At 70.7% G+C, this 21,308-nt stretch carries 15 protein-coding genes; 9 read left to right on the forward strand and 6 right to left on the reverse strand.

Translation table 11 applies throughout. From position 1 onward, the window contains the following. Positions 1-7: 7 nt before the first annotated feature. Positions 8-949: a 2-hydroxyacid dehydrogenase gene (locus WJ35_RS12370; RefSeq protein WP_060235689.1), complete on the reverse strand. Its 942-nt coding sequence runs from the start codon at positions 947-949 to the stop codon at positions 8-10. Positions 950-953: 4 nt separating this feature from the next. Continuing rightward, the gene (locus tag WJ35_RS12375; protein WP_060235692.1) at positions 954-1,391 is read right to left on the reverse strand and encodes a VOC family protein; all 438 of its coding nucleotides are present in this window, start codon (positions 1,389-1,391) and stop codon (positions 954-956) included. A 167-nt stretch (positions 1,392-1,558) separates the two neighbouring features. On the opposite strand from WJ35_RS12375, the gene WJ35_RS12380 reads away from it, so the two are divergent. Continuing rightward, complete coding sequence (locus tag WJ35_RS12380; RefSeq protein WP_060235694.1) at positions 1,559-2,182, forward strand: RBBP9/YdeN family alpha/beta hydrolase; 624 nt, start codon at positions 1,559-1,561, stop codon at positions 2,180-2,182. 108 nt (positions 2,183-2,290) lie between these two features. On the opposite strand, the gene WJ35_RS12385 is transcribed toward WJ35_RS12380, so the two are convergent. After that, positions 2,291-4,408 (reverse strand): phosphocholine-specific phospholipase C, encoded by a 2,118-nt coding sequence (locus WJ35_RS12385; protein WP_060235696.1) that lies wholly within the window; start codon positions 4,406-4,408, stop codon positions 2,291-2,293. 48 nt (positions 4,409-4,456) lie between these two features. Further along, on the reverse strand, positions 4,457-4,735 hold the full coding sequence (locus WJ35_RS12390; protein WP_069239241.1) for a hypothetical protein: 279 nt from the start codon (positions 4,733-4,735) through the stop codon (positions 4,457-4,459). Between the two features lie 545 nt (positions 4,736-5,280). On the opposite strand from WJ35_RS12390, the gene WJ35_RS12395 reads away from it, so the two are divergent. Genes WJ35_RS12395 through WJ35_RS12405 form a run of 3 tightly spaced genes read left to right on the forward strand, consistent with a single transcriptional unit; the run spans position 5,281 to position 9,266 of the window. After that, positions 5,281-6,027, forward strand: a complete 747-nt coding sequence (locus WJ35_RS12395; protein ID WP_069239242.1) for a (2Fe-2S)-binding protein — start codon at positions 5,281-5,283, stop codon at positions 6,025-6,027. A gap of 18 nt (positions 6,028-6,045) precedes the next feature. After that, the gene (locus WJ35_RS12400; RefSeq protein ID WP_011886194.1) at positions 6,046-7,044 is read left to right on the forward strand and encodes an FAD binding domain-containing protein; all 999 of its coding nucleotides are present in this window, start codon (positions 6,046-6,048) and stop codon (positions 7,042-7,044) included. Further along, on the forward strand, positions 7,041-9,266 hold the full coding sequence (locus tag WJ35_RS12405; RefSeq protein WP_069239243.1) for a xanthine dehydrogenase family protein molybdopterin-binding subunit: 2,226 nt from the start codon (positions 7,041-7,043) through the stop codon (positions 9,264-9,266). Before WJ35_RS12400 ends, WJ35_RS12405 begins: the two co-directional genes overlap by 4 nt. 139 nt (positions 9,267-9,405) lie before the next feature. Here WJ35_RS12405 and WJ35_RS12410 read toward each other — a convergent pair whose 3' ends face one another. After that, positions 9,406-10,659, reverse strand: coding sequence for an MFS transporter (locus WJ35_RS12410; protein WP_069239244.1), 1,254 nt, complete (start codon positions 10,657-10,659; stop codon positions 9,406-9,408). 99 nt (positions 10,660-10,758) lie between these two features. On the opposite strand from WJ35_RS12410, the gene WJ35_RS12415 reads away from it, so the two are divergent. Next, the gene (locus tag WJ35_RS12415) at positions 10,759-11,745 is read left to right on the forward strand and encodes a LysR substrate-binding domain-containing protein (RefSeq protein WP_415876994.1); all 987 of its coding nucleotides are present in this window, start codon (positions 10,759-10,761) and stop codon (positions 11,743-11,745) included. An 80-nt stretch (positions 11,746-11,825) separates the two neighbouring features. Here WJ35_RS12415 and dapA read toward each other — a convergent pair whose 3' ends face one another. Continuing rightward, positions 11,826-12,719 (reverse strand): 4-hydroxy-tetrahydrodipicolinate synthase, encoded by an 894-nt coding sequence (gene dapA, locus WJ35_RS12420; RefSeq protein ID WP_060235708.1) that lies wholly within the window; start codon positions 12,717-12,719, stop codon positions 11,826-11,828. A gap of 449 nt (positions 12,720-13,168) precedes the next feature. Between dapA and WJ35_RS12430 the strand changes: the two genes are divergently transcribed. The 4 genes from WJ35_RS12430 to WJ35_RS12445 all read left to right on the forward strand — a co-directional run bounded on the left by WJ35_RS12430 (position 13,169) and on the right by WJ35_RS12445 (position 21,279). After that, positions 13,169-14,191, forward strand: a complete 1,023-nt coding sequence (locus tag WJ35_RS12430) for a sulfate ABC transporter substrate-binding protein (RefSeq protein ID WP_010090492.1) — start codon at positions 13,169-13,171, stop codon at positions 14,189-14,191. A gap of 92 nt (positions 14,192-14,283) precedes the next feature. Continuing rightward, entirely contained in the window at positions 14,284-15,252 is a 969-nt protein-coding gene (locus WJ35_RS12435; protein WP_069239245.1) for an ion channel, read from the forward strand. Positions 15,253-15,315: 63 nt separating this feature from the next. Beyond that, positions 15,316-15,873, forward strand: coding sequence for a sugar O-acetyltransferase (locus WJ35_RS12440; protein WP_069239246.1), 558 nt, complete (start codon positions 15,316-15,318; stop codon positions 15,871-15,873). A 1,833-nt stretch (positions 15,874-17,706) separates the two neighbouring features. Then, entirely contained in the window at positions 17,707-21,279 is a 3,573-nt protein-coding gene (locus WJ35_RS12445; protein WP_060235838.1) for an indolepyruvate ferredoxin oxidoreductase family protein, read from the forward strand. Positions 21,280-21,308 lie beyond the last annotated feature (29 nt).

Genomic DNA, 21,308 nt, shown 5'->3' on the forward strand with positions numbered 1-21,308 from the left:
CGCGTTTTCAGTAGCCGCGCGCGTAGTCGACGATCCCGCTGACGGGCTCGCCGCGCTCGAACGCGCGGATCTTGCCGGCGATCTGCTCGACCGCTTCCGCGCGCAGCGTCTCGGCGGAGCTGTGCGGCGTGATCGTGATGCGCGGTGCGCGCCAGAACGGATGGTCGTCCGGCAGCGGCTCGTGCTGGAACACGTCGAGCGTCGCGGCGGCGACGCGGCCGCCCGCGAGCGCGTCGAGCAGGTCGGCCTCGACCAGATGCGCGCCGCGCGCGACGTTGATCACGTAGGCGCCGGGGGCGAGACGCGCGAACGTGCGCGCGCAGAGGATGCCGTCGGTGTCCGGCGTGCTCGGCAGCAGGTTGACGAGCACCTTCGCGCCGGCGACGCACGCGTCGAAGGCGCCGTCGCCCGCGCAGGTCTCGATGCCGTCGAGCTGCTTCGGGCTGCGGCTGTAGCCGCGCACCGGCAGGCCGAGCGCGGCGAGCGCTCGCGCGACCTGCGCGCCGAGCACGCCGAGGCCGAGCACGGCGACCGTGAAGGTCGCGCGCGGATGCGGTTCGAGCACGTGCCAGCGGCGCTCGCGCTGCAGTGCGTCGTATTCGTCGAAGCGGCGCAGGTAGCGCAGCACCGCGTGCGTCACGTACTCGACCATCTGCTGCGCCATGCCCGAATCCTCGAGCCGCACGAGCGGCACGTGCGGCGGCAGCGTGCCCGGATGCGCGCGTTCGAGCGCGAGCAGCGCGTCGACGCCCGCGCCCAGGTTGAAGATCGCGCGCAGGCCGTCGCGCGGCGCGAACAGCTCGCGCGGCGCGCGCCACACGAGCGCGTAGTCGGCGGCGGCCGTGTCGCCCGGCTGCCACGCGCGCAGCTCGGCTTCCGGCAGCGCCTGCGCGAGCTCGTCGCGCCACGCGCCGGCTTCCTGATGCGGCGAATGGAACAGGATCTTCATGCGGTCATTTCGCGAACAGCTGGCCGATGTCGGCGAATGCCTTGAACTCGAGCGCGTTGCCGCACGGATCGAGGAAGAACATCGTCGCCTGCTCGCCGGCCTCGCCCTTGAAGCGGATGTGCGGCTCGATCACGAAGCGCGTGTGCGCGGCCTTCAGCTTGTCCGCGAGCGCGTGCCATTCGTCCATCGCCAGCACGACGCCGAAGTGGCGCACCGGCACGTCGTCGCCGTCGACCGGGTTGACCGCGCTCGCGCCTGTTTCGTGCGGCGCGAGATGCGCGACGAGCTGGTGGCCGAAGAAGTCGAAATCGACCCAATGATCCGAGCTGCGGCCTTCCGGGCAGCCGAGCAGGCCGCCGTAGAACGCGCGGGCGTCGGCGAGGCTCGACACGGGAAAGGCAAGATGGAACGGGCGCAGCGCGCCGGCGGGCGTAGCGGGCATCGGGTGTCTCCTTTCTGGAACCTCACATTCTACGGTTTCGCGGCGGGTTGCGTCGGCGGGCGGGGGCGCGATCCCGCCCGCCGAAAAGCAAAGCACAAAATATTGGTTCGGCCGCCGCGCGCGGCGCGCCACAATCGGGCCTCGTCTTCAAGCCAGCGAGGGCAATCATGGGCGCATGCAGCAAATCGGTCTGGCCGCCGCGGCTCGTCACCGTTCCCGGCCTGCACGGCAGCGAAGGCGCTCACTGGCAGACCTGGCTCGAACGGCAGTTCCCGCGTTCGCTGCGCGTCGAGCAGGCGGACTGGGACGCGCCGGATCTCGCGGGCTGGGCGCAGTCCGTGCGCACGCTGCTCGAGCGCGAGCGCGGCCCGTTCGTGCTCGCCGCGCACAGCTTCGGCTGCCTTGCGGCCGCGCACGCGCTCGCGCAGTGGCCGCATGCCGGCGAAGTCGCGGGCGTGCTGCTGGTCGCGCCGGCCAGCCCGCGGAAGTTCACGTTCGCCGGCGCGTTCGATGCGCGGCGCCTCGCGGTGCCGTCGATCGTGATCGGCAGCGAGACCGATCCGTGGATGTCGCTCGGCGATGCCCGCACCCTCGCGCAGCGGCTCGGCAGCGCGTTCGTCAACCTCGGCGACGCGGGCCACATCAACACCGCGGCCGGCTTCGGGCCGTGGCCGCGCGCGAAGTACTTCATCGACACGCTCGTGCATTGCGCGGCGCCGCTGCGGTTTCGGGAGGACGCGGGGGAGTTCGATGCCGCCTTCGCCGGCAGGGTGCTCGCGCACGCGGTCTGACGCATTGAGAATCCGCGATGCCGCGCGCCACCATGAACAACGCCCTGCGGCGCGGGCCGATGCCCGCCCTGCAGGGCGTCGTCGTTCGACGCGCGGCGCGAGCGGCCGTTACGCGGTGACGGGCTTCACCGCTGCCGGATCCGAATAGCTCGGCCGCCCGTTCTCGACGTGGCCCGCGAAGCGGCGCGAGAACGTGCCGTTCGCGCCGTCGCTCACCGTCACGTCGTACCACTGGTGGCTCGACGCGAGCAGCCATTTCTCGACGCGCTCGTCGCCCGCGTGCAGCGTCACCTGCCGCGCCGGCGCGCCGTACGCGTTGTCGGTCAGCGTCAGCGTGACGTGGCCCGTCCCGTGATTGCGCAGCTTCAGGTACAGGTTGCCGTTCGCGACGTCGTAGCCGGCCTTGACCTCCGGCTGCGCGTGGTTGCGCCGATGCGCGGCCGCGGCCGACGCGTTGCCCGAGAAGATCCGCACGAAGCCGTTCGGCCCGTACACCGAGAACGCATACGCGCCGTTCGTCGCCGTCAGGTCGAAGTCCGCGTGCAGCGTGCGGTGCGCGCCGACCGTGTAGCGCCACGGCCCGTCGCTGCGGTTCGTCGCATACACGTTGAAGTGCGCGCCCTGCTCGCCGCGGTTCGCGAATTCGATGCGCAGCCGGTTCGCGCCGTCGACGCGCGCGTTCACATGCAGTTCGTACGGCAGCGCGCGCGCCGGCCGCACGCCCGGCTCCTGCGGATCGATCGGCGCCGGTTGCGCGGGCACGGTCGGCGCGGGCTGCGACGTGCACTGCTGGTCGGCGATCGAGCGGTACTGGCTCGTGTCGGGCAGCGGCGGGAACGTCGCGTCCTGCGTGCGGAAATCGAACGCGGCGCGCAGGTCGCCGCACACCGTGCGGCGCCACGGCGTGATGTTCGGCTCGTCGACGCCGAAGCGCTCGCCGATGAAGCGGATCACCGACGTATGGTCGAACACCTGCGAGCACACGAAGCCGCCCTTGGTCCACGGCGACACGACCGTCATCGGCACGCGCGGGCCGAGGCCGTACGGCAGGCCGTCGGCCGTGTAGCTGCCGCCGCGCCCCGGGTTCACGACCGTGTGCAGCTCGCCGTCGGTCGTGACGGTCGACGCGCCCTGCGCGGCCGACGTCGGCGGCTGCGGCGGCACGATGTGATCAAAGAAGCCGTCGTTCTCGTCATACATGATGAACAGCACGGTCTTGCTCCACACGTCCGGGTTCGCGGTGAGCGCGTCGAGGATCTGCGACGTGTAGTTCGCGCCGTAGGCGGGCGTGTATTTCGGATGCTCGGAGAACACCGCGGGCGGCAGCAGCCACGACACCTGCGGCAGGCGGTCGTTGATCACGTCGGACTTCAGGTCGTCGAGCGTGCGCACCGTCTGCGCGCGCCGGTACAGCGACGAGCCCGGCTGCGCGTGGATGAAGTTCGCGAAGTTCTGCAGGATGTTCGTGCCGTAGTTGCCGTTGACCGGATCGGCCCACGTGAGCCCCTGCTGGTAGACCTGCCACGAAATGCCGCGCGCCTCGAGCCGCTCGGGGAAGGTCTGCCACGTGAGCAGCTGGTACGCGGGCGGCAGGTTGCCGTCGACGTAGTCGGCGTTGTCGAGCAGCGGGCCGCCGAACTTGCCGGTCGGGTCGATCGTGCCCGTCATCAGGTACGCGCGGTTCGGGTGCGTCGGGCCAGGCAGCGAGCAGAAGTAGTGATCGCAGACGGTGAACGCATCGGCGAGCGCGTAGTGGAACGGGATGTCCTCGCGCACGTGGTAGCCCATCGTCATGTCGGTCTTGTTCGCGGGCCACTGGTCGTAGCGGCCGCCGTCGATCGCCGCGTGGGTCTTCGCCCACGAGTGGTCGAGCGCGCCGAGGCACTGCGCGCTGGTCGTCTTCGTGTCGAGCCGGAACGGCAGCACGGGCTTCGCCGGGTCCGCCTTCGACGGCTGGTACCACACGGGCTTGCCGTTCGGCAGCGGGATCGGGAACCGGTCGTTGTAGCCGCGCACGCCGCGCAGGTGTCCGAAGTAATGGTCGAACGAGCGGTTCTCCTGCATGAACACGACGATGTGCTCGACATCGCGGATCGTGCCGGTGCCGCGCGCGGCGGGAATCGCGAGCGCGCGGCGGATCGATTCGGGGAACGCGCCGAGCGCGGCGGCGGCGCCCGCGGACTGCGCGACGGTATGCAGGAAACGGCGGCGGCTGGATGACGTCATGTTTTTCACCTCGGTTCTGCGAGCGGGACGGGAGCGGGGACGGCGCGATCAATGCGGCGACGATGCCGCGGCGGCCGACGCATCGGCCGCCGGTTTTGCATCGTCGTCGTCTTCCGGCGGATAGTGGACGACGGGCGGCGCGAGCGGCGCGGCATCCGCCGCGGCAGCGTGCGCGCCGGCATCGCTGTTGAACGCGCTCGCGGTGCCCGACGACGCGCCGGCCTGCTGCGACGCGTCGGCCGCTTGCTCGTCGTGCGGCGCGTCGTCGCTGCAGGCGGCGACGAGCGCGGTGGCACACAGAACGGCGGCAACGACGACACGACGCATCACTTCTCTCCTGGCAGGCTGATCGGCAAACGTTTTCCAGTATGCCGGCGCGATGCGACGTTTCGGTGAATCGTTTGCGACCGGAACATGATCGCGAAACGCTTTCGCGAAGCTGTCCCGTGGCTTTCGGCGAAGGCTGCACGAGGCAGACGTGCATGGCGGAATTTGCCAGCGGGACGCGCACGACGTGCCGCATTTACATGCGTGTGCAACGCGAAGGCGCGAACCGGTGTCGCGCGCGATGTGCGCGCAGTGCGACGCGGCCAGCGCGCGAGCGGCGGTCGATATGTCGCCTCCGATGCCGCGAGCCGGTATTTGTTGCCGCTTCGTCGGCGCGTTGCCAGCAGCGCGTCAGCGTGCCGCCATCCAGCGCTCGGATACGGCCGCGCATCGCGATCCCGGCCGAGTGCTCGGCGCACGCACGCCGGCATCGCTGCTGCGCGGCACCGGAATTGCTCCGAGGGCCGCTGCGCGCGCGCTCGCGCACGACCGGTCCGGCACGGGCCACCTATCCGCGTCCATCCCTCATCGAGCGAGCAGAACTCATGTCCACCGATCGATCCGATTCCTCATCTGCCGAACCCGGGCGCGCCGCGTCGCGCGCGCCGCTCGGCGAAGGCCGGCCGGCGCCGTCGCAGCCGGCCGATACGCCGTCGAGCGCGGCGCGTCGCCGCTTCCTGCAATCGGCGGCGGCCGCCGCGACGGTCGGCGCCGCGCCGCACGTGCATGCGCAGGGCGAGGCCGCCGCAGCGCCGCCTGCGCACCGCGACGCGGTGCCCGCGCGGCCGGTGCATCTCGACATCAACGGACGCGCGTACACGCTGCAACTCGAGCCGCGCGTCACGCTGCTCGACGCGCTGCGCGAGTACGCGGGGCTGACCGGCACGAAGAAGGGATGCGACCGCGGGCAGTGCGGCGCCTGCACGGTGCTCGTCGACGGGCGGCGCATCAATGCGTGTCTGACGCTCGCGGTGATGCACGAAGGCCAGCGCATCACGACGGTCAAAGGGCTCGCGCGCGACGGCGTGCCGAGCGCGGTGCAGCGCGCGTTCGTCGCACACGATGCGTTCCAGTGCGGTTACTGCACGCCCGGCCAGGTGTGCGCCGCGACCGCGCTGCTCGACGAGTTCGCGGCCGGCGCGGCGAGCGCGGTCACCGCCGACGTGCGGCATCGCCCGGTGCAGCTGACGGACGCCGAGATCCGCGAACGCATGAGCGGCAACCTGTGCCGCTGCGGCGCGTATTCCAACATCGTCGCCGCCGTGCGCGCCGCGCACGCGGCGAGCGCATAGCCGGCGGAGGGCATCGCAATGGAAGCGATCACCTACGAACGTGCGGCCGACGTCGCCGGCGCGGTGCGCGCGGCGCAGCGTCCGGGCGCGGCGTTCATCGGCGGCGGCACGAACCTGCTCGATCTGATGAAGGGCGGCGTGGCGCGACCGGTCGCGCTCATCGACATCACGCGCATCGCGGGCCTCGATACGGTCGACGCGCTGCCCGACGGCGGGCTGCGGATCGGCGCGCTCGTGCGCAACAGCGATGCGGCCGATCATGCGCGCATCCGCGCGGACTATCCGCTGCTGTCGCAGGCGCTGCTCGCGGGCGCGTCGGCGCAGCTGCGCAACATGGCGACCATCGGCGGCAACCTGATGCAGCGCACGCGCTGTCCGTACTTCTACGACACGGCCTTCGCGCAATGCAACAAGCGCGAGCCGGGCAGCGGCTGCGCGGCCATCGGCGGCCACAACCGGATGCATGCGATTCTCGGCGCGAGTCCGCAGTGCGTGGCAGTGAACCCGTCGGACATGAGCGTCGCGCTCGCCGCGCTGGACGCCGTCGTGCAGGTGAGCGGCCCGCGCGGCGCGCGGCAGATCCCGTTCGAGTCGTTTCACCGCCTGCCCGGCGACCGGCCCGATCTCGACACGACGCTCGCGCCCGGCGAGCTGATCACCGCGGTGGACCTGCCGCCGCCGCGCTTCGCCGGCCATGCGCATTACCTGAAGGTGCGCGATCGCACGAGCTACGCGTTTGCGCTCGTGTCGGTGGCGGCCGCGTTGCGGATGGACGGCGCGCGCATCGAGGAGGCGCGCATCGCGCTCGGCGGTGTGGCGCACAAGCCGCTGCGCGCGACGCTCGCCGAGCAGCATCTCGCGGGACGCGCGCCGACCGATGCGTTGCTGCACGACGCCGCCGCGCTCGCGCTGCGCGATGCGCGGCCGCTCGACGGCAATGCGTTCAAGGTCGCGCTCGCGCAGCGCGCGATCGTGCGCGCGGTGAAACGCGCCGCAGCCAATGGAGGTGCAGCATGAACACGCTGACCGGACAGCCGCTCGATCGCGTCGACGGCATGCTGAAGGTGACGGGCGGCGCGCATTACGCGGCGGAATTCGCCGATCCGCGGCTCGCGCACGCGGTGCTCGTGACGAGCACGATCGCGGCCGGGCGGATCGAATCGATCGACACGGCGCGTGCGCGGGCGATGCCCGGCGTGCTGCTCGTGATCACGCACGAGAACGCGATGCGGCTGCCCAACGGCGGCCGGCCGCCGCTGTCGCCGCCCGCGGGCCGGCACCTCACGCTGCTGCAGGACGACACGGTGCGCTACAGCAACGAGCCCGTCGCGGTCGTCGTCGCGCAGACGCTCGAGCAGGCGAGCGCCGCCGCCGATGCGGTGCGCGTGCGCTATCGCCCGGGCGCCGCCGCGCTCGATTTCGCGCGCGAGAAGGCGGCCGCGCGCGTGCCGCCGAAGCAGCAGGGGCGGCCGATGGACACGCAGCGCGGCGACGTCGACGCGGGGCTGCGCGAAGGCGCGGTGCGCATCGACGCGACCTACACGACGCCGATGCAGCATCACAACCCGATCGAGCCGCATGCGACGATGGCCCGCTGGGACGGCCCGACGCTCACGCTGCACGACGCGACGCAGGGCGTGGCGGGCGCGAGCACCGCGGTGGCCGCGGTGTTCGGCATCGCGCCGGAGCAGGTGCGCGTGCTGTCGCCGTTCCTCGGCGGCGGCTTCGGCTGCAAGGGTTCGTCGTGGTCGCACGTGTCGCTGTGCGCGATGGCCGCGAAGCAGGCCGGTCGGCCGGTGCGGCTCGTGCTGACGCGACCGCAGATGTTCGGCCCGGTCGGCTCGCGGCCGTACACCGAGCAGCGCGTCGTGCTGGCCGCACGCGCCGACGGCACGCTGACCGCGATGCGCCACGATTCGGTCGTGACCACCTCGACGTTCGAGGACTGGACCGAGATGTGCGGGATGCCGTCGCGGATCATGTACGCGGTGCCGAACCAGGCGACGACGCACCGGATCGTGTCGCTGAACGTCGGCACGCCGACCTTCATGCGCGCGCCGGGCGAGGCGTCGGGGTCGTTCGCGCTCGAGTCGGCGATGGACGAACTCGCGTGGCAGCTGCGGATGGACCCGGTCGAATTGCGGCTCGCGAACTACGCGCAGGTCGATCCGCAGGACGGCAAGCCGTGGTCGAGCAACGAACTGCGCGCGTGCTACCGGCTCGGCGCGCAGCGCTTCGGCTGGTCGCGCCGCACCGGCGCGCCGCGCACGATGCGCGACGGCGACACGCTGATCGGCCTCGGGATGGCGGCCGCCACGTACCCGGCGAACCGCAGCGAGGCGTCGGCGCGCGCGCGCATTCTGCCGGACGGCACGGCTGAAGTGGCATCGGGCACGCAGGACATCGGCACGGGCACCTACACGGTGATGACGCAGGTGGCCGCCGATGCGCTCGGCTTCGCGTTGCGCGACGTGCGTTTCGTGCTGGGCGACTCCGGGCTGCCGCGCGCACCGGTGTCGGGCGGCTCGCAGACGGCGGCGAGCGTCGCGCCTGCCGTGCGCGAGGCCGCGCTGCAGGCGCGCGCGCAGCTGATCGCGCTGGCCGTGGGCGCACCCGGTTCGCCGCTGCACGGCGTCGCGGCCGACGACGTGACGGTCGACGACGGCTGGGTCGTGCATCGCCGCGATCCGTCGCGGCGCGATCCCGCCGCGGCGGTGATCGCGCGCGCGGGCGGCCGGCCGATCGACGTGCAGGCGACGACGAAGCCGGGCGACGAGAAGTCGCGCTATGCGTCGCATTCGTTCGGGGCGGTGTTCGCGGAGGTGCACGTCGACGCCGAGCTGGGCACGATCCGCGTGCCGCGCATCGTCGGCGCATACAGCGTCGGCAGCGTGCTGAACGCGAAGACGGCGCGCAGCCAGCTGATCGGCGGCATGGTGTGGGGGCTCGGCACCGCGCTCGAGGAGGGGTCGTATCTCGACGTGCGGCACGGCCGCTTCACGAACGCGAACCTCGCCGAATATCACGTGCCGGTGAACGCGGACATCGGCGAACTCGACGTGATCTTCGTCGACGAGCGCGACACGCATTTCAATCCGCTCGGCATCCGCGGGATCGGCGAGATCGGCATCACCGGCGTGCCGGCCGCGATCGCCAATGCCGTCTATCACGCGACCGGCGTGCGCGTGCGCGATCTGCCGATCACGCTCGACAAGGTGGTGACGTCGGCGATGGGCTGAGCGTCAGCGGCGCGGGGTTCTGCGCCGCAAGTTGCTGCGCATGGGGCGTTGTCGCGCGCGGCTGCGGCTGCATGTGCCGCGCGCCGACTCGCCCGCGCGTGAGTCGGCGGGTGGCTTGGTCCGTCGATTAGCTCGTGAGTTAGCGTGCGAACAGCGGATAAGTCGCCGCTGCGATCAACGCGGTCGCGAGCCAGACGACGCTCCACGACGCGTGCGCGAGCAGCGGCGGGATCGCGAGCGGCGTCGCGAACAGGCCCAGGTATACGCAGGTGTTCGCCATCCCGAGCGCGGTGCCGGCTTGATTCGCGCCGGCGAGCGTCGCGAGCTCGGTATACGCGACGCCGTGCCACGCGGACACGCAGACACCCGCGAACACCAGCAGCGCGACGATCGCGGCGGGCGGCACGTGCGGGAACGCGGCGGTCGCGGCCGCGAGCAGCGCGAACGACGCCACCGCGACGAGCACCGAGCCGCGCAGGTACGCGCGCCGGTTGCCGTGCCGGTCCGTATGGCGTCCGCTCCACACGCGCATCGCCATCGTGCCGGCCTGCAGCGTGACCATCGCCGCGCTGATGCCGGCGAGCCCGAGCCGGATGACATCGTGCAGGAACACGGTCGCGAACGTGAGCACCGCGAACTGCGGCGCGCACAGCAGGCCGATGCCGAGCACGATCCGCCACACCGGGCCGCTCGCGAGCGGGCTGCGTGCGTGCGGCGCGGGCTGCCCGCGGCCGTGTGCAGCAACGGGCGCGTCGCGCTCCGGCGGTTCGTGCAGCCAGCGCCACGTGAGCACGGCGGACACCGCGCACAGCAGCGCGAGCGCGCCGTACACGGCGGCGAAGCCGACGTGCGACGCGAGCGATGGCAGCAGCGCCGCGCCGACGCCGCCGCCGAGCGGCACCGCGGTCTGGCGGATGCTCATCGCGAGCCCGCGCTCGCGTTCGCCGAACCAGCGCATCACCGCGCGGCCGCTCGAGCCGTTGACGCTGCCGCCGAGCAGCCCGACGACGAACAGCGCGGCGGCGACGCGCATCAGCGGCGGCACCGCCTGCGCGGACGGCGCGATCGCGAACGCCATCAGCGCGAGCATCGCGGCGGTCGCGACCAGCCCGGACAGCAGCATGCGCCGGTCGCCGAAGCGGTCGGCGGCGATGCCCCACGGCAGCTCGGACAGCGCGACGCCGAGGCCGAGCGCGCCGAGCACGACGCCGAGCGCGCCGTTGTCGAGCCGGTAGTCGGCGCGCATCCAGACGGCGGTGGTCGGGATGCCGGCCGCGGCGGCGGAAAAGCTCATGTTCGCGGCGACGCCGGCCGCGAGCACACGCCAGCGATGGGCCGGGCCGCGCGCGTGGCGTGCCGGCGACGAGGAGGCGAGGGTGGCGCAAGTATCCATGACGGGGGACGGGGAAGTGGCCGTTGACGCGCACAGTCTCGCGCCGTACATTCATCCTGAAAATCGGAAAGTTTTTGATGAATCGTTCGATAAAACGGGATGATTGACATGTCTGAAAGCGATGTGGCGCGATCCGCCGCGACTCAACCCAACTTCGATGTCGCGGCGCTGCGCAGTCTCGTCGCCGGGATGGATCTCGGCAGCTTCGCGAAGGCGGCCGACCGGGTCGCGCGCTCGTCGTCGGCGGTGAGCGCGCAGATCCGCAAGCTCGAGGAGCAGGCGGGCACGCCGCTGTTCGTCAAGTCAGGGCGCGGGCTTGCGCTGACCGATGCCGGCGACGCGATGCTGCGCTACGCGCGGCGGATGATCGAGCTGAACGACGAGGCTGCCGCCGCGGTGCGCGGCGTGAGTCTCGACGGCTGGGTGCGGATCGGCCTGCAGGAGGATTTCGGCGAAGCGATCCTGCCCGGCGTGCTGGGCCGTTTCGCGCGCGCGCATCCGAAGGTGCGGATCGAGGCGCGCGTCGCGCATAACGCGGCGTTGCTCGAACGGCTCGACGCGAACCAGCTCGATCTCGCGCTGGTGTGGGGCGATCCCGCGTCGGCGGCGTTCGTCGCGCGCACGGGGATCGACAGCGAGGAGATCGCACGCGTGCCGATGCGGTGGATCGGCGCGGCCGGCTCAGGCGCGGCCGGCTCAGGCGCGGCGGGAGACGGTGACGCGGGCGAGCCGTCTGTGCGCTTGCGGGACGAACCGCTGCCGCTCGTCGTGTTCGACCGGCCGTGCCGTTTCTTCGGCGCGGCGACGGACGCGCTCGACCGCGCGGGCGTGCCGTGGCGCGTCGCGTTCACGACGCCGAGCCTCGCGGGCCTGTGGGCCGCCGCCGCCGCGGGCCTCGGGCTGACGGTGCGCTCGCATTACGGGCTGCCCGCATCGGTGCGGCTGCTCGACGCCGCGCCGCTCGGCCTGCCCGAATTGCCGAGCGTGCCGCTGGTGTTGCTGCGGCGCGCGCCGTCAGCGACGCCGACCGTCGATCGGCTCGCGCGGATCATGACGCAGGCGGTGAGCGGGGCGACCGCCGAGTGAGCCGTTACCGCTGACGCGAAATTGTCTTTGGCGCCGGTCGCGCGACCGGAACAAGCCATGTGCCCCGCAAGTGCCAAGTGTCAGGCCGCTGCGACCTCCTGCCCCATTCGTTCCAGCTTCGCATGAAGCTCGACCACCTTCGCTCGCAGTGCGTCGCTCGCCGGCACGAACGGCAGCCTCAACCCATCCTCGCACCAGCCCTGCGCGGCCAGCAGCGCTTTCACGGGCGCCGGATTCGGCTCAGCGAACAGCGCCGCGACGAGCGGCTGCAGCGCGACCGCGAGCCGCCGCGCGTCGGCGAGCCGTCCGTCGCGCAGCAGCCCGAAGATGCGCACGTGCCACTCGGTCAGCACGTGCGCGCTGCTCGCGATCGTGCCGTGCGCGCCCGCGCACAGCGCCGCGAAGTTCTGGGTGTCGTCGCCGGACAGGATCGCGAGCGGCGTCTCGTGCACGAGACGCGTCATCCGCTCGATGCTGCCGCCGCACTCCTTGACGCCCGCGACGCGAGCGTCGCGCGCGAGCGCCTGCAGCGTCTCCAGCTCGACGTTCACGCCGGTGCGGTACGGAATGTTGTAGACGAGCACCGGCCGGTCGGCGGCTTCGACGATCGCTTCGAAGTGCCGCCGGATGCCGTCCTGCGTCGGCCGCACGTAGACGGGCGGCGTCACGAGCAGGCCGTCGGGACCCAGCGCCGCGAGCTCGCGCGCGCGCGCCGCGGCGAACTGCGTCGCGCTCGCGGTCAGCCCGACGACGATCGGCAGGCCCGGCGCGGCGTCGCGCAGCGTTGCGAACACCGCATCCTGCTCGCGCGCGTCGAGCAGCGCGCCTTCGCCCGTCGTCGCACCCGCGACGAACCCGGCGACGCCGGCGGCCGCATAGCGGCGCGCGAGCCGCGCGAGCGCCGCATGGTCGACGTCGCCGTGGTGAAACGGCGTGATGAGCGGCAGCCAGATACCTTCGAAACGTGTTTGCATGCAAAGCCTCATGGTGAAAACGGAAAGTGGGAAGGAACCGTTCCGCCGACGGGGTGCCGGAGCGAGGCTTGCGAGCGAGGAGAAAGAAACGACCTGCGGGCATCCCGTCCGGCATTCGCCTGACGGGACGCGACGTCCCCGTCAGTCGAGGAGTCGTTTTTTCAGTTTCAGCCCGGCCGCGCGCGCGCCTGCCGCGACGGCGGCGAGGATCGGATGCGGGTGCAGGGCGGCGGACATGGATGGACCGTGAAAAGGGCTGAACGGCGATCTTAGCATCACATCCGGCGCGTGCGCGAGCGGTCGCCGTCGCTTATCCGAAATTCTGCTTTGCTTTCCACGACTGATTGGAAGGCGCCGCGCGGCCCGCCGCTAGAATGCCCGCTTACGTTTCGATGACGGCGCGAGCGCGCGCCGGCACGCATCAACCACTGGAAGCGGGGCATTCAACGATGGGATACACGAACGGAATCGGCAGCCGGCTGCTGAAGGGTGTCGCCGCAGCGGCGCTGGTCGTCTCGACGGCGGCCGCGCACGCGGACACGTCGCTGCTGAACGTGTCGTACGACGTGACGCGCGAGCTGTACAAGGACATCAACGCGGGCTTCGCCGCCGCCTACAAGCAGAAGACCGGCGAGACGGTTGCGATCAAGCAGTCGCACGGCGCGTCGAGCGCGCAGGCGCTGTCGGTGCTGCAGGGCCTGCAGGCCGACGTCGTGACGATGAACCAGCCGAACGACATCGACCTGCTCGCCGAGCGCGGCCAGCTGCTGCCGAAGGACTGGCGCGCGCGCTTCCCGGACGGCAGCTCGCCGTACTCGACGACGATGGTGTTCCTCGTGCGCAAGGGCAACCCGAAGGGGATCAAGGACTGGAGCGATCTCGCGAAGCCGGGCGTGCAGGTGATCATCGCGAACCCGAAGACGTCCGGCAACGGCCGCTACGCGTATCTCGCCGCGTGGGGCTACCAGAAGCAGAAGGGCGCGACCGACCAGCAGGCGCTCGACTTCGAGAAGGCGATCTTCCGCAACGTGCCGGTGCTCGATTCGGGCGGCCGGGGCGCGACGACGACGTTCACGCAGCGCGGCATCGGCGACGTGCTCGTCACGTTCGAGAACGAGGTCGCGCTGATGGACACCGGCGCGTCGGGCGCGCAGTTCGACGCGGTGTATCCGTCGGCCAGCATCCTCGCGGAGCCGCCGGTCGCGCTCGTCGACAAGGTGGTCGACAAGAAGGGCACGCGCAAGGTCGCGCAGGCGTATCTCGACTACCTGTACACGCCGGACGCGCAGGAGATCATCGCGCAGCACCATCTGCGCCCGCGCGACCCGAACGTGCTGAAGAAGCACGCGGCCGAGTTCAAGCCGCTGAAGACGTTCAGCGTCGAGCAGGTCTTCGGCAGCTGGGCGAACGCGCAGAAGACGCATTTCGCCGACGGCGGCACGTTCGACCGGGTGATCGTCGACCGGAAATGACGGCGGCCTGACGCGGCGCGGCCGCGCCGCGCATTTCCGCTTCCGCGGCCCGCGTGCTACGCTCGTCGCCTTCCCGTCTGCGGCGCCGCGCGATGAACGTCGATTCTTTTGCTTCTCCCCCTCGCGGCCGCGGCCGCAAGATCTGGTCGGGCACCCGTCACGTGATCGCGTACGGGATGCCGCCGCTCGGGTGGCGCGACCTGTACCACCGCGCGCTGACGGTGAGCTGGCCCGTGTTCTTCCTGTCGCTCGCGGTGCTGTTCCTGCTCATCAACAGCGGCTTCGCGACGCTGTACATGCTCGGCAGCACGCCGATTGCGAACCAGTCGCCGGCCGGCTTCGGCGGCGCGTTCTTCTTCAGCGTCGAGACGCTCGCGACCGTCGGCTACGGCGACATGCATCCGCAGACCGTCTACGCGCACGTCGTCGCGACGCTCGAGATCTTCGTCGGGATGTCGGGGATCGCGCTGGCCACCGGGCTCGTGTTCGCCCGTTTCTCGCGGCCGCGCGCGAAGATCCTGTTCGCACGCTACGCGATCGTGCGGCCGCTGAACGGCCGGATGACGGTGATGGTGCGGGTTGCGAACGCACGCCAGAACGTGATCGCCGAGGCGCGCGCGAAGCTGCGGCTGATGCGCGTCGAAGGCTCGCACGAGGGCTATACGCTGCGCAAGATCCACGACCTGCCGCTCGTGCGCAGCGAGCACCCGATCTTCCTGCTCGGCTGGAACCTGATGCACGTGATCGACGAGTCGAGCCCGCTGTTCGGCGAGTCGGCCGAGTCGCTCGCGGCGCGCGACGCGTCGCTGCTGATCACGATCGAGGGCTCGGACGAGACGACCTCGCAGGTGATGCTGGCCCGCCACTCATGGGAGCACGACGAGATCCGCTGGTTTCATCGCTACGTCGACCTGATGCACGAGGAGGACGGCATCACGCACATCGACTACACGCACTTCCACGAAATCGTGCCGATCGACGCGGACAGCGACGCAGGCGGTCTGCCGGGCGAGGTGGTCGATGCGGGCGGGTCGGCGCGCGCGCCCGGGCCGGCCGCATGAGCGGCGCGCCGCACCCAGCGTGATGCGCCGCGCGCCGGATCGAACCCACGGAGAAGGCACCGCATGGCCCACGACGACCGCACGACGGTCATTTCCCGGCGCACGCCCGAATCGGCGGCGATGCGCGCCGAGCTCGCGCGCGCGATGGCGATCACCGCGCGGCTCAACCGGCTGACGTTCGCCGATGCGGACGAAGTCCGCAGCCTGTTCGGCGAACTGACGGGCAAGCCGATCGACGACGGCTTCCTGCTGATTCCGCCGTTCTATGCGACGGGCGGCGCAGCCACGCGGATCGGCCGGAACGTGTTCGTCAACCAGAACTGTACTTTTTACGACCTTGGCGGGCTCGATATTGCCGACGATGTGATGATCGGGCCGAACGTGAGCCTCATCACGACGGGCCATCCGCTCGAGCCGTCGCGCCGACGCGACGCGGTCGTGGCCCGGCCGATCTCGATCGGCAACAACGTTTGGATCGGCGCCGGCGCGACGATCATCGGTGGCGTGACGGTGGGCGAAAACTCGGTTGTCGGCGCCGGCTCGGTCGTGACGCGCGACGTCCCGCCGGATACGCTGGTCGCCGGCAACCCGGCGCGGATCGTCCGTTCGATCGCGGAGTGACGGCGTGGGGCGGCGGCGGCGCCACTGCGCGGCGGATGTGGACAACCGGCATTTCGCTCAATCGAAATGCTGTGCAAGCGACCGGTGAGCATGCGGCGCAAGCCTGAAGCGGCGCGGCTTTGCGGCGGTTGGCGCGGGCGCGCCGGCGTGTGCATTAGCCGACGTTGCGCATGCGCGGGCGGCCAACGTCCGCGCGATGTCGGTTGTGGATATCTCGCTTCGCACGCAGTCGCAATGCTGTGCATTTGGTCGGTGAGCATGCGCCCGTGGGCAGGAATGCCTGCCGCAGCATGTGGACAACCTGGCGCGCAACGACGAAAAACGCTGTGCTCGCGGACGGTGAGCGCCGGCGTCCGCTCGCGTGTGACGCTTGCGCCGCGCGGGCTTCCGCGCGCCGCACGACATTCGGCACGTTGCGCGTTCAGGCGCTCGGCTCGCTTCGACGATCGATCGCGCGCGCGTTTCGCGTTGTGGATAACTTGCCGCCGAACGCAGTCGCAGCGCTGTGTATTCCGATGGTGAGCGTCGCGGCCCGGTCGCGCCCGAGGTCTGCCTGCGTGGCCTAGCGCGTTCCCGTGGACGGCTTCGGCGGTCGCGCATTCTAACCGCACTCGCGATCGCGCGTTTCATTCGACTGCTTGCCGCGATGTGGATATGCGCTCGCCCGAACCAGTCGATGTGCTGTGTATCCCGACGGTGAGCGCCGATGCGTGCGGCGCGGCCGTGTGTGCGCGAGCCCCGGCGCGCGGGGCTGCGCGGCATCTCGCGCGTCGGTTCGCGCCCGAATCGGCGGTCGTCATGCGATACCCCGCCGACGCTCACCGTTCGATTTCACAGTGTTGCGAGTGGTTGCATGGGTGAGTTGTCCACATCGATCTCCCGATCGCCGTTCACCCTTGAAATGCACAGCGTTTCGAGTGATCGCGGAAAGGGCCATTCATTCCCGAATCGGCGCGGCCGTTCGATCGATTTGCCGTCGCTCACCGTCGGAATGCACAGCGTTTCGAGTTGTGATGGGTGGGTTCTATCCACAGCCAAATCGGCCTCCTCATTCGCTTGCGTGCCGCTGCTCACCATCGGAACTCACAGGGTTTTTAGTGTGTGGCTGCCCCCGAGGTGCCCCGCACCTACACGCTTCCGCGCCTGCCGCGCCGGCAGTAAATAGAGCATCGCGAGCCGCACACCGCTGCGGACAATCGCCCCCGCCCAATCGACTCGCAATCCTGTGCATTCGACCGGTGAGCGTCGCCGCCGCATCGGCGGGAAGCGGGCAGGCGGGTGTGGATATCCGGCCTCCGGATCGACTCGCAGCCCTGTGGATTTGAATGGTGAGCGCCTCGATCCGCTGGATGGGCGGGCCGATTGCGTTGTGGATAATCCACCCCCCGACGACACTCGAAACGCTGTGCAATCGACCGGTGAGCGTCCGCCTGCAGCCGGGCGTTGTGGATATCCGGCGCCCGCGACCAATTCGAACGCTGTGCATTTCACGGGTGAGGACGCTAGAGATCCGCCGCGCAAACCGTTGCCGCGCGGCCTTGCGCGCACGTGCCGCTGCTCCCGCGGCCGCCGCCTCGCCGCGTGAGCGCTGCAGCGCGCCCGCCCGTCTCGGCGTGCGCCGCGAGCCGCCCACCAGCCTGCGGCAGAACTCTCTCAATTCCGCAGCAAAACCTGTGCAGTCTTTCTCGCTTCGACGCCGTGTCAGCAAGATGAGAAAAAACATTCTTCTTTCCGCGCGAAAAAATAGAGCCATCCCGCTGCTCGCGGCCGGCGTCGTCCGACGCCGCGGCGCGCGGCCCGGCACAGCACAAAGCACAATCAGGAGACGTCCCCATGACCGCCCGCTTGCCCATCGACGGCACGCCCGCCCTATCCGACTACCGTCTGACCGACAACCTGACCGCGACGCGCGGCCGGATCTTCCTGACCGGCACGCAGGCGCTGGTGCGCCTGCTGCTGATGCAGCGCGCGGCCGACGCCGCGCAGGGCCTGAACACGGCCGGCTTCGTCAGCGGCTACCGCGGCTCGCCGCTCGGCATGGTCGACCAGCAGCTGTGGAAGGCGAAGAAACTGCTCGACGGCGGCGGCGTGCGCTTCCTGCCCGCGATCAACGAGGAGCTCGGCGGCACCGCGGTGCTCGGCACGCAGCGCGTCGAGGCCGATCCGGAGCGCACCGTCGACGGCGTCTATGCGATGTGGTACGGCAAGGGCCCGGGCGTCGACCGCGCGGGCGACGCGCTGAAGCACGGCAACGCGTACGGCTCGTCGCCGCACGGCGGCGTGCTGGTCGTCGCGGGCGACGATCACGGCTGCGTGTCGTCGTCGATGCCGCACCAGAGCGACTTCGCGATGATCGCGTGGCACATGCCGGTCGTGAACCCGTCGAACATCGCCGACATGCTCGAATTCGGGCTGTACGGCTGGGCGCTGTCGCGCTACTCGGGCGCATGGGTCGGCTTCAAGGCGATCTCGGAAACGGTCGAATCGGGCTCGACCGTCGACCTCGACGCACTGCAGACGCACTGGCCCGCGCCGCAAGGCTTCACGCCGCCGCCGAGCGGCCTGCACAACCGCTGGCCCGACCTGCCGAGCCTGACGATCGAGGCGCGTCTCGCCGCGAAGCTCGACGCGGTGCGCCATTTCGCGCGCACGAACAGCATCGACAAGTGGATCGCGCCGAGCGCGCAGGCGAACGTCGGCATCGTCACCTGCGGCAAGGCGCACCTCGACCTGATGGAAGCGCTGCGCCGCCTCGACCTGACCGTCGCCGATCTCGACGCGGCCGGCGTGCGCATCTACAAGGTCGGCCTGTCGTATCCGCTCGAGATGACGCGCATCGAGACCTTCATCGACGGCCTCGCCGAAGTGCTCGTCATCGAAGAGAAGGGCCCGGTGATCGAGCAGCAGATCAAGGACTACCTGTACAACCGCGCCGAGCACGCGCGCCCGCGCGTGCTCGGCAAGCACGATGCCGAAGGCGCGTGCCTGCTGTCCGAGCTCGGCGAGCTGCGCCCGTCGCGGATCCTGCCGGTGTTCGCCTCCTGGCTCGCGCGCCACAAGCCGGCGCTCGACCGCCGCGAGCGCGTCGTCGATCTGGTCGCGCCGCAGATCCTGTCGAACGAGGCGGACGCGGTGAAGCGCACGCCGTACTTCTGCTCGGGCTGCCCGCACAACACGTCGACGAAGGTGCCGGAAGGCTCGATCGCGCAGGCCGGCATCGGCTGCCATTTCATGGCGTCGTGGATGGACCGCGACACGACCGGGCTGATCCAGATGGGCGGCGAGGGCGTCGACTGGGCCGCGCACGCGATGTTCACCAACACGAAGCACGTATTCCAGAACCTCGGCGACGGCACCTACTTCCACTCGGGGATCCTCGCGATCCGCCAGGCGGTCGCCGCGAAGGCGAACATCACGTACAAGATCCTCTACAACGACGCGGTCGCGATGACGGGCGGCCAGCCGGTCGACGGCAGCATCTCGGTGCCGCAGATCGCGCGGCAGGTCGAGGCGGAAGGCGTGTCGCGCTTCGTCGTCGTGTCCGACGAGCCGGAGAAGTACGACGGCCATCACGGGCTGTTCCCGAAGGGCACGACGTTCCACCACCGCAGCGAGCTCGACGCGGTGCAGCGCGAGCTGCGCGAGACGCCGGGCGTCACCGTGCTGATCTACGACCAGACCTGCGCGGCGGAGAAGCGCCGCCGCCGCAAGAAGGGCGAGTTCCCCGACCCGGACAAGCGCCTGTTCATCAACGACGCGGTGTGCGAAGGCTGCGGCGACTGCGGCGTGCAGTCGAACTGCCTGTCGGTCGAGCCGCTCGAGACGCCGCTCGGCCGCAAGCGCCGCATCGACCAGTCGTCGTGCAACAAGGATTTCTCGTGCGTGAACGGCTTCTGCCCGAGCTTCGTGACGGTCGAAGGCGCGGCGCTGAAGAAGGCCGCGGGCGCGGCATTCGACGAGGCGGCGCTCGCCGCGCGCGTCGATGCGCTGCCGGTGCCGGCGACGCATCTCGACGCGGCGCCGTACGACATGCTCGTGACGGGCGTCGGCGGCACGGGCGTCGTGACGGTCGGCGCGCTGGTCAGCATGGCCGCGCACCTCGAAGGCAAGAGCGCGTCGGTGCTCGACTTCATGGGCTTCGCGCAGAAGGGCGGCTCGGTGCTGTCGTTCGTGCGGATCGCCGCGCGCGACGAATGGCTGAACCAGGTGCGCATCGACACGCAGCAGGCCGATGTGCTGCTGGCATGCGACATGGTCGTCGGCGCGAGCGCGGATGCGCTGCAGACGGTGCGTCACGGACGTTCGCGGATCGTCGTCAACACGCACCGGATTCCGAACGCGTCGTTCGTGCAGAACCCGGACGCGAACCTGCACGCGGACGCGCTGCTCGAGAAGATGCGCCACGCGGCCGGCGACGGCTTCCTGTCGAGCTGCGACGCGCAGGCGCTCGCCGCGAAATTCCTCGGCGACTCGATCGGCGCGAACATCCTGATGCTCGGCTACGCATGGCAGCTCGGCCTCGTGCCGGTGTCGCTCGCGGCGATGATGCGCGCGATCGAGCTGAACAACGTCGCGGTGCCGATGAACAAGCTCGCGTTCGCGGTCGGCCGGATGGCGGCGGGGGACCCGGCCGGGCTCGACGCGCTGTGGAACGCGCGGCATGCGGCGGCGGCGCACGTCGCGCCCGAGACGCTCGCCGAGCTGATCGCGGATCGCGAAGCGCGTCTCGACGCGTACGGCGGCGCGCGCTACGTCGAGCGCTATCGCGCGCTCGTGAACGCCGCGCGTGCCAAGGACGACGATGCGCTCACGCGCGCGGTCGCGACGACGTTCTACCGCCTGCTCGCGGTGAAGGACGAATACGAAGTCGCACGGCTTTACGCGGACGGCGCGTTCCGCACGGCGCTCGAAGCGCAGTTCGAAGGCGTGCCGGGGCAGGACTATCGCGTGAAGTTCAACCTCGCGCCGCCGACGGTCGCGAAGGCGGGCAGCGACGGCAGCGTGCCGAAGAAGCGCGTGTTCGGCCAGTGGATGTGGCCGGTGCTCGGCGTGCTCGCGCGCGTGCGCAGCCTGCGCGGCACGTGGCTCGATCCGTTCGGCCGCACCGTCGAGCGGAAGATGGAGCGCGCGCTCGCCGACGACTACGAGACGACGCTGACCCGCGCGCTCGCGGCGATGACCGCGGACAACGCGGCGCAGGTCGCGCAGCTGGCCGACCTGCACGCCCGCGTGCGCGGCTTCGGCCACGTGAAGCTGCGCAACCTCGCCGGCGTGAAGCGTGCGGAGCGCGAGCTTGCGCTGCAGCTCGGCATCGACGCGGCGACGAGCGCGCACGTGCGGCATGCGCTCGACGAAGCGAAGGGCGCGGGGATGCTGAAGGGGATTCCGGTCGTCGTCGCGAAGTAACGCGGCGTGCGGGACGGTAGACGGCAAGA

The sequence above is a fragment of the Burkholderia ubonensis genome, from assembly GCF_001718695.1.
Lineage (GTDB): Bacteria > Pseudomonadota > Gammaproteobacteria > Burkholderiales > Burkholderiaceae > Burkholderia > Burkholderia ubonensis_B.